The 14,036-nt window shown below is 40.1% G+C and carries 17 protein-coding genes; 11 read left to right on the top strand and 6 right to left on the bottom strand.

Annotated features, from left to right (window positions below; all coding sequences use genetic code 11):
• Window positions 1-87: 87 nt before the first annotated feature.
• A complete protein-coding gene (locus V7266_RS20130) occupies window positions 88-909 on the bottom strand; it encodes a Cof-type HAD-IIB family hydrolase (RefSeq protein ID WP_335470342.1) in 822 nt (273 codons plus the stop codon).
• Window positions 910-1,513: 604 nt separating this feature from the next.
• Window positions 1,514-2,971 (bottom strand): aldehyde dehydrogenase family protein, encoded by a 1,458-nt coding sequence (locus tag V7266_RS20135; RefSeq protein ID WP_335470345.1) that lies wholly within the window; start codon window positions 2,969-2,971, stop codon window positions 1,514-1,516.
• A 217-nt stretch (window positions 2,972-3,188) separates the two neighbouring features.
• On the opposite strand from V7266_RS20135, the gene V7266_RS20140 reads away from it, so the two are divergent.
• On the top strand, window positions 3,189-3,875 hold the full coding sequence (locus V7266_RS20140; protein ID WP_335470348.1) for a diphthine--ammonia ligase: 687 nt from the start codon (window positions 3,189-3,191) through the stop codon (window positions 3,873-3,875).
• 49 nt (window positions 3,876-3,924) lie between these two features.
• On the opposite strand, the gene V7266_RS20145 is transcribed toward V7266_RS20140, so the two are convergent.
• Complete coding sequence (locus V7266_RS20145; protein ID WP_335470349.1) at window positions 3,925-4,860, bottom strand: amidohydrolase family protein; 936 nt, start codon at window positions 4,858-4,860, stop codon at window positions 3,925-3,927.
• Window positions 4,861-4,899: 39 nt separating this feature from the next.
• Window positions 4,900-5,679, bottom strand: a complete 780-nt coding sequence (locus V7266_RS20150; RefSeq protein ID WP_335470351.1) for an IclR family transcriptional regulator — start codon at window positions 5,677-5,679, stop codon at window positions 4,900-4,902.
• Between the two features lie 246 nt (window positions 5,680-5,925).
• On the opposite strand from V7266_RS20150, the gene V7266_RS20155 reads away from it, so the two are divergent.
• The 6 genes from V7266_RS20155 (at window position 5,926) to V7266_RS20180 (ending at window position 11,038) form a co-directional block, all read left to right on the top strand.
• On the top strand, window positions 5,926-7,389 hold the full coding sequence (locus V7266_RS20155) for an aldehyde dehydrogenase (RefSeq protein WP_335470353.1): 1,464 nt from the start codon (window positions 5,926-5,928) through the stop codon (window positions 7,387-7,389).
• A gap of 197 nt (window positions 7,390-7,586) precedes the next feature.
• The gene (locus tag V7266_RS20160) at window positions 7,587-8,363 is read left to right on the top strand and encodes a 2-keto-4-pentenoate hydratase (protein ID WP_335470372.1); all 777 of its coding nucleotides are present in this window, start codon (window positions 7,587-7,589) and stop codon (window positions 8,361-8,363) included.
• Window positions 8,364-8,387: 24 nt separating this feature from the next.
• The gene (locus tag V7266_RS20165; protein WP_335470355.1) at window positions 8,388-9,170 is read left to right on the top strand and encodes a 2-keto-4-pentenoate hydratase; all 783 of its coding nucleotides are present in this window, start codon (window positions 8,388-8,390) and stop codon (window positions 9,168-9,170) included.
• 27 nt (window positions 9,171-9,197) lie between these two features.
• On the top strand, window positions 9,198-9,383 hold the full coding sequence (locus V7266_RS20170; RefSeq protein WP_335470357.1) for a 4-oxalocrotonate tautomerase: 186 nt from the start codon (window positions 9,198-9,200) through the stop codon (window positions 9,381-9,383).
• A 100-nt stretch (window positions 9,384-9,483) separates the two neighbouring features.
• Window positions 9,484-10,332, top strand: coding sequence for an extradiol ring-cleavage dioxygenase (locus tag V7266_RS20175; RefSeq protein ID WP_335470360.1), 849 nt, complete (start codon window positions 9,484-9,486; stop codon window positions 10,330-10,332).
• A gap of 121 nt (window positions 10,333-10,453) precedes the next feature.
• Complete coding sequence (locus tag V7266_RS20180; protein WP_335470363.1) at window positions 10,454-11,038, top strand: DNA-3-methyladenine glycosylase I; 585 nt, start codon at window positions 10,454-10,456, stop codon at window positions 11,036-11,038.
• 42 nt (window positions 11,039-11,080) lie between these two features.
• Here the strand turns inward: V7266_RS20180 and V7266_RS20185 are convergent, their stop codons facing one another.
• On the bottom strand, window positions 11,081-11,242 hold the full coding sequence (locus V7266_RS20185) for a hypothetical protein (protein ID WP_335470364.1): 162 nt from the start codon (window positions 11,240-11,242) through the stop codon (window positions 11,081-11,083).
• Between the two features lie 252 nt (window positions 11,243-11,494).
• On the opposite strand from V7266_RS20185, the gene V7266_RS20190 reads away from it, so the two are divergent.
• The 4 genes from V7266_RS20190 to copZ all read left to right on the top strand — a co-directional run bounded on the left by V7266_RS20190 (window position 11,495) and on the right by copZ (window position 13,478).
• Window positions 11,495-12,145 carry a TetR/AcrR family transcriptional regulator gene (locus V7266_RS20190; protein WP_335470365.1) on the top strand — a complete coding sequence of 217 codons (651 nt, stop codon included), beginning with the start codon at window positions 11,495-11,497 and terminating at the stop codon, window positions 12,143-12,145.
• Between the two features lie 148 nt (window positions 12,146-12,293).
• Window positions 12,294-12,758 (top strand): CBS domain-containing protein, encoded by a 465-nt coding sequence (locus V7266_RS20195; RefSeq protein ID WP_335470367.1) that lies wholly within the window; start codon window positions 12,294-12,296, stop codon window positions 12,756-12,758.
• 161 nt (window positions 12,759-12,919) lie between these two features.
• Window positions 12,920-13,261, top strand: a complete 342-nt coding sequence (locus tag V7266_RS20200) for a metal-sensitive transcriptional regulator (RefSeq protein WP_335470368.1) — start codon at window positions 12,920-12,922, stop codon at window positions 13,259-13,261.
• Window positions 13,262-13,271: 10 nt separating this feature from the next.
• Window positions 13,272-13,478: a copper chaperone CopZ gene (copZ, locus tag V7266_RS20205; protein WP_335470369.1), complete on the top strand. Its 207-nt coding sequence runs from the start codon at window positions 13,272-13,274 to the stop codon at window positions 13,476-13,478.
• A 71-nt stretch (window positions 13,479-13,549) separates the two neighbouring features.
• On the opposite strand, the gene V7266_RS20210 is transcribed toward copZ, so the two are convergent.
• Complete coding sequence (locus V7266_RS20210) at window positions 13,550-13,954, bottom strand: VOC family protein (protein ID WP_335470370.1); 405 nt, start codon at window positions 13,952-13,954, stop codon at window positions 13,550-13,552.
• Window positions 13,955-14,036 lie beyond the last annotated feature (82 nt).

A 14,036-nucleotide genomic window follows, 5' to 3' on the forward strand; every position in this document is an offset into this window, starting at 1 on the left:
AACTGGGGACATGATTGGGCTAGTGTACATTACGAATCGCTTTAATAATAAAACAAAAAACCGCTTGGAATATCCAAGCGGCTGGAATCAAACAGTGACGGGCGTATTCAAAACAAATTTTTCTACAACCTTTGCTACGCCATCATTCATATTGGTGTCAGTCACATAATTTGCTTTTTCCTTTATATCTTGTGGTGCATTGCCCATAGCAACTCCAAGTCCAGCAAACTCAATCATCGCTAAATCATTGTAGCTGTCGCCGATGGCAATCACTTCTTCGCGCGTAATGCCAAGTTGTCCAATCAGATGATTAAGGCTGGTTCCTTTTGTTACCCCTTTTTCTGTAAACTCTAAAAAGAATGGTTTAGAACGCATGACGCTTAGTTCTTCAGCTAGTTCTTGCTGCAGTTTACTTTCTACTTCGACAAGTCTTTCCGGAGCATCGACCATTAGTACTTTAACAACCGGTTCATTGACTGACTCAACAAAACTATCAACCTCGAACACATCTAAACCGGTAATATCCGCTTCAATATTGGTATATTGATTTCCTGCTTCGGTAACAATCACATCACCAACATAGGTGTGAATAAACACATCTTCACGACGACTTAAATTGTATAGGCGGTGCGCGGTTTCAGGTGATAACGTGCTGCTAAAAAGCTCTTCACCTGTTTGGCAGTTAGTGATTTTTGCCCCATTAAACGAAAGAATAAAGCTTCCATATTTCTTTAACTCTAGTTCATCGGCAATTTCATACATCGCAGACGTTGGGCGCCCTGAAGCTAATACAACTTTTACACCTGCCTCTTGTGCATCCATTAATGACTGTTTCGTACGAGGGGAAATGGTATGGTCGTCTTGCAGCAGGGTATCATCTAAATCAAGTACAATCATTTTATATGACATTTTTCTGTTCCTTTCTCTAGTTAGTTTCTTATCCCATCTTACTATAATTCTAGGAAAAAAACTTATTACAAATGAATCCAATTACCAAATCGACTAATATAATAGGATAAAAAAGAAATTGAAGGTGACTAAAAATGTTTATTTTTAATATTTTTAAAAATAAATGTGCGATTTGTAAAAGGAAGGTTAGTCCTTTGAGGAAGTATATAGATGACAAGGATGAAGTCGTAAAGGTGTGTATCCCTTGCTCAGAATATGCTGAGAGAAGAGCATTTCGAAAGGTAAAGTAGTGGGAGCTCCTTTTAAGAGACACCGGATGCAAGGTATTTAACGAAAGATCAAAAGAGTATTTTTTAAAGGAGCCTGATTGAAGGGCACGGGAAGCATCAAAACCCCTAAACAAGGAGCAAACCATGACCTGCTAGTTTATAAAAATTAAAACCCCCGAAGGAGGAGCAGCTCTTGGTCTACGGGGGTTATGAAAGCATTAAAACCCCCGAAAGAGGAGCAGCTCTTGGTCTTTAGGGGTTATGAAAGCATTAAAACCCCCAAAGGAGGAGCAACTCCTGATTTTCAGGGGTTATGGAACAATTTTATTAAAATATTAGAATGGGTAATGACGTTTTGTTGTCTGCACAGAAACCCATTTAGTTACCGTAAATTCATCCACAATCCATGGATTACCAAAACGCCCTAACCCGCTCGCTTTATTTCCGCCAAATGGAATATTTGGAGCATCATTAACTGTTTGATCATTGATGTGTGTCATCCCGCTGTCAATATTCAGTGCTAATTCTTCGCCGCGAGCCAAGTCACTTGTAAAAATAGATGAGCTTAGTCCATAAATGGTATCGTTGGCCATTTCTATCGCCTCATTATCAGTTGTTGCTTTAATAATTGTGGCAATTGGAGCAAATAGCTCGGTTTGCGCTAGTTTACTGGAATTGTCTACATTGGTAAACACAAATGGTGTAACGACATTCCCAATACGCTCCCCCTCTAAAGCAACGGTGGCTCCTTCTTGTTTAGCTTCTTCAATATATTGAAGCGCTTTTTCTAACTGCTTTTCGTTAATTAATGGGCCGATCACTGTTTTTGGGTTACTTGGATCACCAAAAGCGAGATCCTTGGCGCGGGCAACAAACTTGTCTACAAATTCATCGTATAGGTCTTGATGAACTATTATCCGATTAATAATCATACAGATTTGTCCTTGGTGGATAAATTTACCGAAAATCGCGGCATTAACTGCTTGATCGACATCAGCATCGGATAAGACAACAAATGGGCTGTTACCGCCTAATTCAAGAGCTACCCGCTTTAAGTTTTGGCCTGCAATGGCGCCGATATGCCGTCCGACAGCAGAAGAGCCTGTAAAGCTGATCAGCTTTGGATTAGGATTCGTTAGCATTCCATCGCCAATTTCTTCGATATCCGTTAAGATCACATTTAAAACTCCCTTTTGCAGGCCAGCATACTCAAATGCCTTTGCAATAATGGAACCGCCCGAAAGACCAACCTGTATATCCGGCTTGTGAACAACACTATTACCTAATGCAATGGCTGGAGCAATGGTTCGCATTGATAGATTCATAGGGAAGTTGAAGGGGGAAATAGAAGAAATGACTCCTAAAGGCAGCCGATAAATGTGATTTAATTTTTCCGAAGACCCTGCAATCTCTCTTACTTGATAGACTTCGTCTGCATATTTTATCGCTTCCTCTAAAAATTCTAACGTCAGGTGAAACTCAACATTTGCTTTTAAAATAGTGCCGCCCGTTTCCCGCACTATTGTTTGAACACATTCTTCACGATTATCCTTTAAGTATTCAGCTGCTTTTTGAAGAACGTGTCGTCTTTCTTTTACGGTCGACTTGGCCCAGAGTTTTTGTGCATTTTTAGCTATTTCAAATGCTTCATCCAGCTGCTCCTTTGTAGCTAAACGGATATTGGCAATTACAGAGCGGTCATAAGGATTTAATATATCATGGGAACGGCTGCTTTTTCCTTCGGTCCATTCACCATTAATATAACTTTTATTTATAACACTAACTGTTTGCATAAACAAACCTCCTTATAAGGTAAAATTGGATAACCAAAAATGATTACGCTTACATAAAAAGCGCAGCCAACATTAACAATATTCTGAATTATATTAATAAAATGCTAGGTTGTATATCCAACAGTTGCTCTATATGAAACAAATGAAAAAAGTTTCTAGATTTTATTTCACAAGGGAAATGAAAAGTCTGTTAACCTTACATAAGGAGGGGGAGTAGATGAAAAAAGCAGCAGTTTCCTTTAGTGGGAAGGATTCGACTTTGGCTTTACATGAACTATTAGATTCAACAGAATATGAGGTCAAATTATTATTTTCAACGGTCACCGATGGAGTTAATCGGACCAGTATCCATGGTGTAAGAGAGGAATTGTTAGAGGCCCAAGTGGAGTCTATCGGTCTTCCATTGAAAAAAATCAGAATCCCCGAACAGTGCTCAAATGAAGAATATGGGGAAGTTATGTTGAAAGAAATAAATGCCATGAAGGAACTAGGCATTGATCATATTGCTTTTGGCGACTTATTTCTTGAGGATGTGCGCAAGTACAGGGAGGATATGTTAAAGCCTGTAGGGATCACACCAGTATTCCCTTTATGGGGAATTAACACATCGGAATTGATTCATCGCTTTCTTTCCCTAGGCTATCGGACGATCACGACTTGTGTAGATTTGACTCAATTGCCCGAGGATTTTTCAGGCAGGGAGATCACTCAACAATTTTTGGAGGGACTGCCAGTTGAGGTAGACCCTTGTGGGGAAAACGGGGAATACCATTCCTTTGTTTTTGATGGTCCAATATATAAAGAGCCTATTCGTTTTAAATTGGGACAGAAAAAGTTTACAAACGACATCTATACGGGTCAAATAAGATTCTGTTATACCGATTTAATGCCATGTAAAGATTGAAGCAGGGGGGCCCTGCTTCCAATTTTATCTAAAATAACTTTTAGAAATATTAATCGAGTAATGAACGAACGGCTAATTCTTGATTTCCTGTGGGCGGCCAGACAGATAGGTCAAATGGATAATCAGAACCAGGAACGACTCGTTCCTCCCCAACTGTTTTGATAAGGAAATCTAAACTATCTTGATTCCATAACACTGTATCATACCAAAAGCGTTTCAAGTATTCCGATGGTTTGGCCTTTAACTTGGATGAAACGAGCGGCCATTGATCAAAACCCTTGTCCAACCTGCCGATCTGATAGGGAAGGAAGCCGCCGCCATGTGCAAATAATATTTTTACATTCGGAAACTGATCAATCAAACCACTTAACAAGAGGTCGGTAGCACAAACCGTAGTTTCCCAAGGAACACCAATCAAATTAGGCATCATTCTTCTCTTTAGGCGAGAGTCTTCACACAATAAAGGATGAATAAACACAATAGCATTTAAACGATTCGCTTCTTCAAAAAAGGGCCTGAAAAATTCATCCGATAACATTTGATTTTCCAGTCCAGGTCCGATAATGACCCCCTTAAGTCCCAAATTCACGGCATCTTGCAGGACCTCGGCTGCTTTCATAGGATTGGTAAGAGGAACTGTTCCTAATGCTGAAAGTCTCTTTGGTGACGTATTGGACCACTCGGCTAATGAACGATTGTAAACAGTGGATAGTTCAAGCGTGATGTCTTCGGGAAAATCATACATAAAAAGCTGAGGAATGGGTGAAACAACAGAATGCGCTACGCCTGCCTTGGCTTGTTCGTCTAGGTATAAACTGCCATCCGTAAACGCCTTCTTTAATTCAAAGCCCCATTTCTCGTTAACTACTAAAAAATCGTCTTTATTTTCTTCTTTTTTTATCCATTTTGCATTTACTGTTCTTTGATTATCTTTCAACCAAGTTAAAACGTCAGATGGGATAAAATGAGTGTGAAAATCATACAAACGAAACAGCCCCTTTTTTACTATGTTTAAAATAATAGACTAGTAACCTCGATAACCCATTCTTGCTGAGACCTCTTTTGCTGCATTCATCACCTTTTTTGCTAAACCTTGTATTTTATGTTGTTGGATTCGTTGGTTTGGTCCGACAACGGAAAGCGCGGCAATCACCTTGCCTCTGTAATTAAAAATAGGGGCGGCGATTGAGGTTACCCCTTCTAAGATTTCTTCTGTACTACTGGCATAGCCGTTCTCTTTCACTTGTGTTAAATGAGTTCGAAGCTTCATTGGATCTGTGATTGTATTCTTGGTGAATTTTTTTAGTCCCTTTTCAATAACTTGGTTGAGGAAATCTTCATGTGAGTGAGCAAGTAAAACCTTGCCGGAACTCGTACAATAAGGAGGGTTTCGTTTACCAATATGGGTTAGGAAACGTACAGGATGATTACATTCTACCTTTTGTAGATAAATAACGTCTACATGATCCAAAACCGAAATATGTGCGGTTTCCCCTATATTTTCAACTAAACGATTTAAGACGGGCTGCGATTCTCGGTAGATATCCATCTGACTGCTGACGATCCCGCTTAATGAAAGAATGGATAAGCCTAATCGATATTTTTTTGTTTCCGGATCTTTGGAAACAAACCCTTCACTTGCAAGCGTTGTCATTGTTCGGCTGACGGTACTTTTGTTGAGACCGAGCGCGGCGGATAGCTCACTGATCTTTTTTTCAGGTTCATCCATGGTAAAGCATTGTAAGATCCGTAATGCATTTTTTACAGAAGAAAGGTGACTTTCTTTCTCTATATTTACATCCACATGAAATCCCTCTTTCTGAAGTGTTTCACTATGCTAAACAACGTTGCTCTATAGTGGGCAATATACCAGAAAAAGTGGAAGTTGGAAATAGTATTTTTAAATATTAAGAATTTTTTTAAAAATTCACAAAAATATTTATGTTGTTGCATATAGCGCAACAGAGGCGTTGTATGTGAAATTCGGAAGCGTTACCATAATGTTAAGAAAATATCAAAATATCAATTATTTAGTAGGAGGAATATCGACATGCAAGTAGAAACTAGAGTAAGAGCCATTAATTGTTTACACTTTATCAACGGCCAATTTGTTGAATCTCAAAATCACAAGACCTTCGAAAATATCAACCCAGCAACTGAAGAAGTGTTAGGAACCGTGGCCGAAGGAGGGAAGGAAGAAGTTAATTTTGCAGTAGCAGCGGCCCGCAGAGCATTAAACGGGAAATGGAAGACTATGCCAATTGTGGAGCGTTCAAAAATTATCCGCCGGATTGGTGATTTAATTCTTGAAAGACAGGAAGAGCTCGCACATCTTGAATCAATGGATACGGGGAAGCCATTTTCTTTAGCAAATAGTGTAGATATTCCGCGCGCAGCCTTTAACTTTCACTTTTTCGCTGATTATATGATTTCTGTTAATACCGATTCGAATATGCAGGATGATATCGCCCTTCATTATTCTTATCGCCGCCCTGTCGGCGTGGTTGGGATTATTAAACCTTGGAACCTGCCGTTACTATTGTTGACTTGGAAGTTAGCGCCATGTTTAGCAATGGGGAATACAGCTGTTATTAAACCGGCCGAGTGGACGCCAATGACCGCAACGGTATTAATGGAAATCTGTAAAGAAGCAGGGGTACCGGATGGGGTGGTAAACCTTGTTCATGGATTTGGCCCAAATTCCGCAGGTGCTGCCATTTCGGAACATCCGGATGTGGATGCGATTTCATTTATTGGTGAGCCAAGAACGGGTACTGCAATCATGAAATCAGCAGCCGATTCCTTGAAAAAGCTTTCCTTTGAACTGGGCGGGAAAAATCCAAACATTATTTTTGCCGACTCTGATTTAGATGAAGTGATTGAAACCACGATTAAATCCAGCTTTGTGAACCAAGGAGAAGTTTGCTTGTGCGGTTCACGGATTTACGTCGAACGTCCGATTTACGAAGAATTTTTAACAAGATTTGCTGAACGGGTTAGGACCTTAAAGGTTGGCCACCCGCTTGAAGCAGATACGAATGTAGGTGCACTGGTCAGCAAAGAACATTATGACCGGGTAAACAGCTATATTGATATCGCCCGCGAAGACGGTGCAACTATCTTGACAGGCGGAAAACGTCCGGATGGATATGAAAAAGGTTACTACTTAGAACCTACTATTTTAGTTGGGCTGGATCGGAATTCTCGCTGTGTTCGTGAAGAAATCTTTGGACCAGTGGTTACCGTTATGCCGTTTGATATGGAAGAAGAAGTGGTTATGCAGGCAAATGATACCCATTATGGCTTAAGTGCAACGATTTGGACAAACGATTTAAGAAGAGCGCATCGGGTCGCACATCAGCTTGAGGCAGGAATCATTTGGGTTAACACTTGGTTCTTACGCGATTTAAGAACCCCATTTGGCGGTATGAAGCATAGTGGAATCGGCAGAACAGGCGGTATGCATAGTATCGATTTTTACTCAGAACTTTCCAATGTCACGATCAAACTATAGGCTGATTGAAAAGTACATGTAAGCAATGTTGATTGGAGCGGAAGGCACGAAGACTCCTGCGGGAGTACGGGGCTGGGGAGACCCCACAGGCGCTAAGCGCCGAGGAGGCTCCCCGGCACGCCCGCGAACCGCTTGTGCCTGGAGTGGAAATCAACGGTCCAATTAACATAGTCAAACTAAGAAGGGAAGTAAATACTTTGACTAGTAAAGTAACACAATTTGCAGAGCAGTTAGCGGAAGCAGAATCGACAAAAGCAGGGATAGCTCCATTAACATCAGTTGATCCCGAGCTTACAGTGGAAGAAGCTTATTATATTCAACTTGAAAATATAAATAAAAAAATAGCACAAGGTCAAAAAATCGTTGGGAAAAAGATAGGCTTAACATCGTTAGCGATGCAAAACCTGCTCGGAGTGGATGAGCCGGATTACGGGCATTTACTAGATAGCATGGTAGTGGAAAATGGCGGTTCTATTTCAATAGAATCCGTGCTGCAGCCTAAGGTAGAAGCCGAGATTGCTTTTATTTTAAAAAAGGATTTACGTGGGCCGAATGTGACCGCTCTTGATGTTCTTCAAGCCACAGACTATGTCGTGCCAGCACTTGAAATCGTCGACAGCAGAGTTCAAGACTGGAAAATTAAACTGCAGGACACGGTTGCTGACAATGGCTCATCTTGTCTATACGTGTTAGGTGGAAAACCTACTAAAATAGAAGATATTGATCTTGAGTTAGTCGGAATGGTTTTAACGAAAAATGGTGAACTTGTGAATACTGGTGTCGGCGCAGCTGCATTAGGAAATCCTGCAACGTGTGTGGCATGGCTGGCCAATAAACTATCAGAATTTGATATTTCGCTTCGTGCAGGAGAAGTAATCTTGTCTGGCGCTTTGTCCGCAGCAGAAGTGGCTAATAAAGGAGATTCCTTCACGGCAAGATTTGCTCATCTTGGCCAAGTAAGTGTGCACTTTTAATTTGGAGAAAAAGAGGGGAACACAGTGAGTCAAATAAAAGAAATCGCTAATTATCTAGTTGCAGCCGAGCTTGAAAAACGTGAGGTTGTAAAGGTAACTGCCAACCTAAAGCCTGATTTAACCGTAGAGGAAGCTTATCAGGTCCAAGAAGAAATCGTCCAAATGAAGCTGCAAGAAGGCAGAAGAATCGTTGGGCCGAAGATGGGTTTAACTAGTTTTGCCAAAATGAAACAAATGGGGATTGATGATCCCATTTATGGATATGTGTTTGATTATATGTTAATCGAAAATGGCGGAAAACTGCCTTTACATGAGATGATCCATCCAAAGGTGGAAGCGGAAATTGCGTTTGTGATGGGCGAAGATATCGAAGGTCCGGGGGTGACCGGTGCTCAGGTTCTCGCTAAAACGGAATATGTTCTGCCGGCATTAGAAATCATCGACAGCCGCTATGAAAACTTCAATTTCACCTTACCGGATGTCATTGCGGACAATGCTTCAACCTCAAGGGTTGTGTTTGGGACAACGTTAAAGAAACCAGAGCAATTTGAATTAGATTTACTTGGCTCAACTCTTTCTATAAATGGTGAAATCAAGGAACTGGGAGCAGGTGCGGCAGTATTGGGGCACCCAGCACATTCCATTGCCATGCTGGCCAATATGCTTGCGAGAAAAGGAGAAAAAGTTCGCAAGGGTGACGTCATATTAACCGGTGGAATTACCAGTGCCGTGATGTTGAAATACGGAGATGTTGTAAGTGGCAAATTTGATGGACTTGGCGAAGTTACCTTTACGGTAACGGATTAAAGATTTTTTATAAAAGGATGATAGAGTATGCCAATTATTAACGTACAGATCATGGAAGGAAGACCTCCTGAAAAAGTAACCGAATTGATCCAAAATCTCACTTCTACTGTTCAGGAAACTTTAAGCGCCCCGAAAGAAAGTATCAGAGTAATCGTAACGGAAGTACCAAAAACCCATTGGGGGATCGCAGGCATACCTGCTTCGGAAAGATAAGGAGTTTATAAATGGGAGCATGGGGAATATCAATGCTCCCCATCATATTTCTTTTTTTGTAAGCGTTCACTTTGCTTATTAAATTTTATAGGAGGGTATTATGACGATTGAATTTAGTATGATAGTTCCCCATGTCCCTAGTATGTGTCATGAAGATCAAGTACCGGATTTTCAAATGGATATGGCTTCATCCATGAAAGTAGTAGCCAAGCAAATAAAGGAAATAAAACCAGATGTGTTAGTATTAGTGTCTTGTCACTGGCCATCGACCTTTTTCCATTATGTTGATTGTACACCTGTTCATAAAGGGATATTAACTGCCTTTGAAGCCCCGGACCTAATTAAAGACCTCCCTTACAACTATCCAGGTGATGAAGAATTAGCAAACCAACTCGTAAAGGCTGGAGAGGATGCAGGCCTTCAAGTCCAGGGGGTAAATGATCCTTTTTATCTTTGGGATTACGGAAGTGTTGTTCCATTGCGATACCTGAATCCAGATGAAGATATTCCGGTTATTAATTTATCCGTTACATTGGCGGCCAGTATCGAAGAAACCTATAAATGGGGTCAGCAAATCGCAAAAGTCTTACAAGAGACGAGTAAAAAAGTAGTCTTTATTTCAAGTGGTGCTTTGTCACATAACTTAGTGAGAGGCAGACATAATAAACCAACTATCACAGAACATGCAATGGATAAGCAATTCCTCGAATTTGTAATGAACAAGGATTATCAATCCGCGTATGATATGCTTCCAGAATACGCAAGGCTGGCCAGAGTCGAGTCAGGAGGCCGCCATCTTGCCATGCTTTTAAGCATGCTTGACGAAGAAAGTAAACCAACTTTCTATGCAGATGGGCAGTCTTCAGGCAGCTGGAACGTGCTGATCACCTTCCAAAAAGTCACAGTACCAGCCGCCAATTTCATTGCCGAAAATGAATACGCCAAATAAAAATATAAAGAGCCGGAAACCTGCCGCTGGGGGTCCGGTTTTTGGATTGTAAGGATACCTTTTTTTGAAAAAATATGTGATACTTAAAGATCATGATGACATTTAATTAGGAGATTTAGCAATGAATGATAAAGAAATAAGATGCGGATGGGTGAACCAGGATCCACTCTATATCGATTACCATGACCATGAGTGGGGGGTGCCGGTATATGATGACCGCCTGCTTTTTGAATATTTAAATCTTGAAGGCGCTCAAGCAGGACTCAGCTGGTATACGATTTTAAAAAAGCGCGAGAACTATCGTCAAGCCTTCGATCATTTTGAGCCAGCAAAAATTATCGGCTATGATGAGAACAAAATCGCTGAACTGCTGCAGAATAAAGGTATTGTTAGGAACAAGCTGAAAATAAATGCAGTTAGGACAAATGCAAAAGCTTTCTTTAAGGTAGTGGAAGAATTCGGTTCTTTCCAGGCCTATATTTGGTCCTTTGTGGACGGAAAGCCGATTCAAAATCATTTCAGTGAAATGAGTGAGGTCCCGGCAACGACAGAAATTAGTGATCGGCTTAGTAAAGATTTAAAGAAACGAGGCTTTAAATTTGTGGGTTCGACCATTTGTTATGCCTTCATGCAGGCAGTGGGAATGGTGAATGACCATATAACTACATGTATGTGTTACACACGTAGGAACTCTGATGACCATTAGTAAAAAAAGGCCCCTCATATGTGAAGGGCCTTTTAATATTGCTTACTTTGATGGTTTTTCCATCATAAAATCAGAAGCTGGAATGGGAATAATTTTTCCACCGATTTGGACATGAACGGTATCGTTGAATATGGCTTTGACAATTCCTTTTAATGAAATGGTGGAATTTACAGATATTTTCTTAGATTCAGATGAGTTTGCCAAATGATCAACACCTTCCAATTGTTATAAAACTGTATGGTTTTTTAGAAAATCAAAAATGGATACTTTAAAATATTCGCATAAAAACGGCAAATTCCTGCTTTGCAGAATAACTTTTCTTTTTATAAGAAGTAGTGATAGAATGATAACATGAACTCCAGTTCAAGTATCACACAGCGCATTATTTCTGTCAATTTAAATATGAACTATGGTTCAAATTATTTGATGGTGGTATGATATTATCGAGGTGAGAACATGTCAGATGATGAAAAGCTTGTAGGCGAATTTCCATTTTTGCCAAAACAGGAACGGGCTCAAGCTAAAAGAAATGCATTAATTGAAAGTGGATATGCGCTGTTTCATGAAAAGGGATATGAGCAGACAACGGCAAAGGAAATCGCTGCACATGCAGGAGTTGCGACTGGAACCTTTTATCGATATTTTTCCGATAAACGGCAACTGTTGATGTCACTGATTGAGGATAAGATTGAGACGTTTCTTCCTCCTGAAATTAGCTGGTTATCGAGCAATCCAGAGGCAGCATTGGCGTCATCTTTAGAAATTCATTATAACCGAATCCATGAGTTTGGACTTCGTCATGTTCTGCCTGAGCTGTTATCAAAAGATTCCGAGCTTGCAGCAGTACTGAACAAGGCTAGAAAAAGAATCCATACTAGGATTATTAATGGTTTAAAAATAGCAAGAGAAAAAGGGTTGATTTGGGACGATTTGGATTTGGATACTCTTTCTTGGGCGATTATGTTGATGGTTGAGAACGGGCTTGATCAGACAAGCCAGTTTGAGAAACCATCTGCGTATCAGGACGTTGCCAAGCTGATTTGCCGGATGGTGTTCCCACCTAAAGTCTTAGAGCAGCTGTCCAATAAGAATCCGGAGACCGAATAGTATTCTTTTTCATTATTTATAAAAAATCGGAAAATAATATCTTGAAAGATGGAATTTATTATATTCAAGATAAGATAAAAAAAGTACAAAAAAATGAAGAAGAATAAATTGAATTTTTGATTTTGATTAAATGAAAGCGGTGACCATGATGAAAGTTAGAGATTTTATGGTAAGAGACGTTATTTCAGTTAGCCCGGAAAATACGGTTAGAGAGGTCATGTCTGTATTTGTAGAAAATAAAATTGGCGGTGTTCCTATTACAAAAAAGGACGGGACATTATGCGGCATGGTAACAGATGGGGATATTATCCGTGCTATTAAGCCTTTAGATAAGCGGATTCATGATTATTTTAGTTTTATTACGTATATCGCAGTGGAGGAACGGGATGTCCACTTAAGTGAAGTCATTAATAGGGAGATTATTAAAATTGCGAAAACACATGGTATCGTAACGGTCCAGCCAGAAGATGAAATGGAAAAAGTGGTCGATCTGTTATCAAAACATCATTTTAAAAAATTGCCTGTCGTCAATGGAGTGAATCGTGTAGTAGGTGTCATCAGCCGCGGCGATGTAATTCGCAATATCCAGCAAACGATTGTTGAAACGATGTAACTTGTGCAATTAGTAAGAATAGGCTGTTGATTATTAAAAATCATCGGCCTATTTTTTTTCGTTGTATGGAGTAAAACTGCACAAGTAGAATCCTCTAGTTTTGCCCTTCGCTTTACGATACGGGGGTATGATATACTATTGCTAAAAAGGGAGGCGTGTTCATGTCTCAGGAATTAGATCAGGAGTTAACCGAAGAATCCTGCTGTGAAGATGGGGGGAGCCAACGGAAAAGTCATCATCCAGATAAAGTGAAAAATAATCTTGTTACGAGGTTAAACCGGATTGAGGGGCAGATCCGCGGGATTAAAGGCTTGATTGAAAAAGATACGTATTGTGATGATGTTATTAACCAGATTTCTGCAACACAATCGGCGTTAAACAGTGTAGCGAAAATATTGCTTGAAGGTCATATGAAAAGCTGTGTCGTTGAAAGAATCCAAGAAGGTGATTTAGAGGTCTTGGATGAAGTTCTTGTGACGATTCAAAAATTGATGAAAAAGTGAGGACGTTAGAATGGAACATGTTACGTTAAATGTGAGCGGAATGTCTTGTGGACATTGTGTTAAAGCGGTGGAAGGCAGTGTTGGTGAACTGCAAGGGGTTAAAAAAGTGTCAGTCGACCTTTCTAATGGCAAAGTCGATGTAGAGTTTGATACCAACCTTGTTTCACTTGATAAGATTAAAGAAACAATTGATGACCAAGGATATGACGTGAAATAAGTGAAGACACCCAGGTTTTAATACCTGGGTGTTTTTGGTGGTCCAGCTCCAGGCGCCTTGCGTTTGTTCTTTTAGCTGACTGTAAACATCCAGGTTACACCATATTTGTCTTGCACAGAACCGTGCAGCTTGGCAAAAAAGGTTGGTTGCAAATCCATATAAACGGCCCCGCCTTCTTTAAGGACTTTCCATGCTTTCATAGCACGTTCCTCGGAGTCAAGTTCAACACTGATGGACACTTTTGCACCATCTGGTAACTCTCGATTCGAATCAGAACCATAAATAAGACCTGATTCTGTTAATTTCAATTGTGCATGCAAAACAAGGTCTTTTTCGCTGTCAGATACAGGGAATTCAGGATTAGGAGGCATGTCGCCATATTTCTGCATGGAAACGACTTCTCCATCAAAGGCCTTTTGATACAATTTAAACGCCTCATCACATTCTCTGTTAAACATTAAATACGGTGTAATCATTTAATCGACTCCTTTATTTTTCCTTGTTTTGTTTATTTTCCTAGAACAAAGATGTTATACTTTTATTATAACCGAACGTTAG

The sequence above is a fragment of the Neobacillus drentensis genome (assembly GCF_036965645.1).
GTDB classification, from domain to species: Bacteria; Bacillota; Bacilli; order Bacillales; family Cytobacillaceae; genus Neobacillus; species Neobacillus drentensis_D.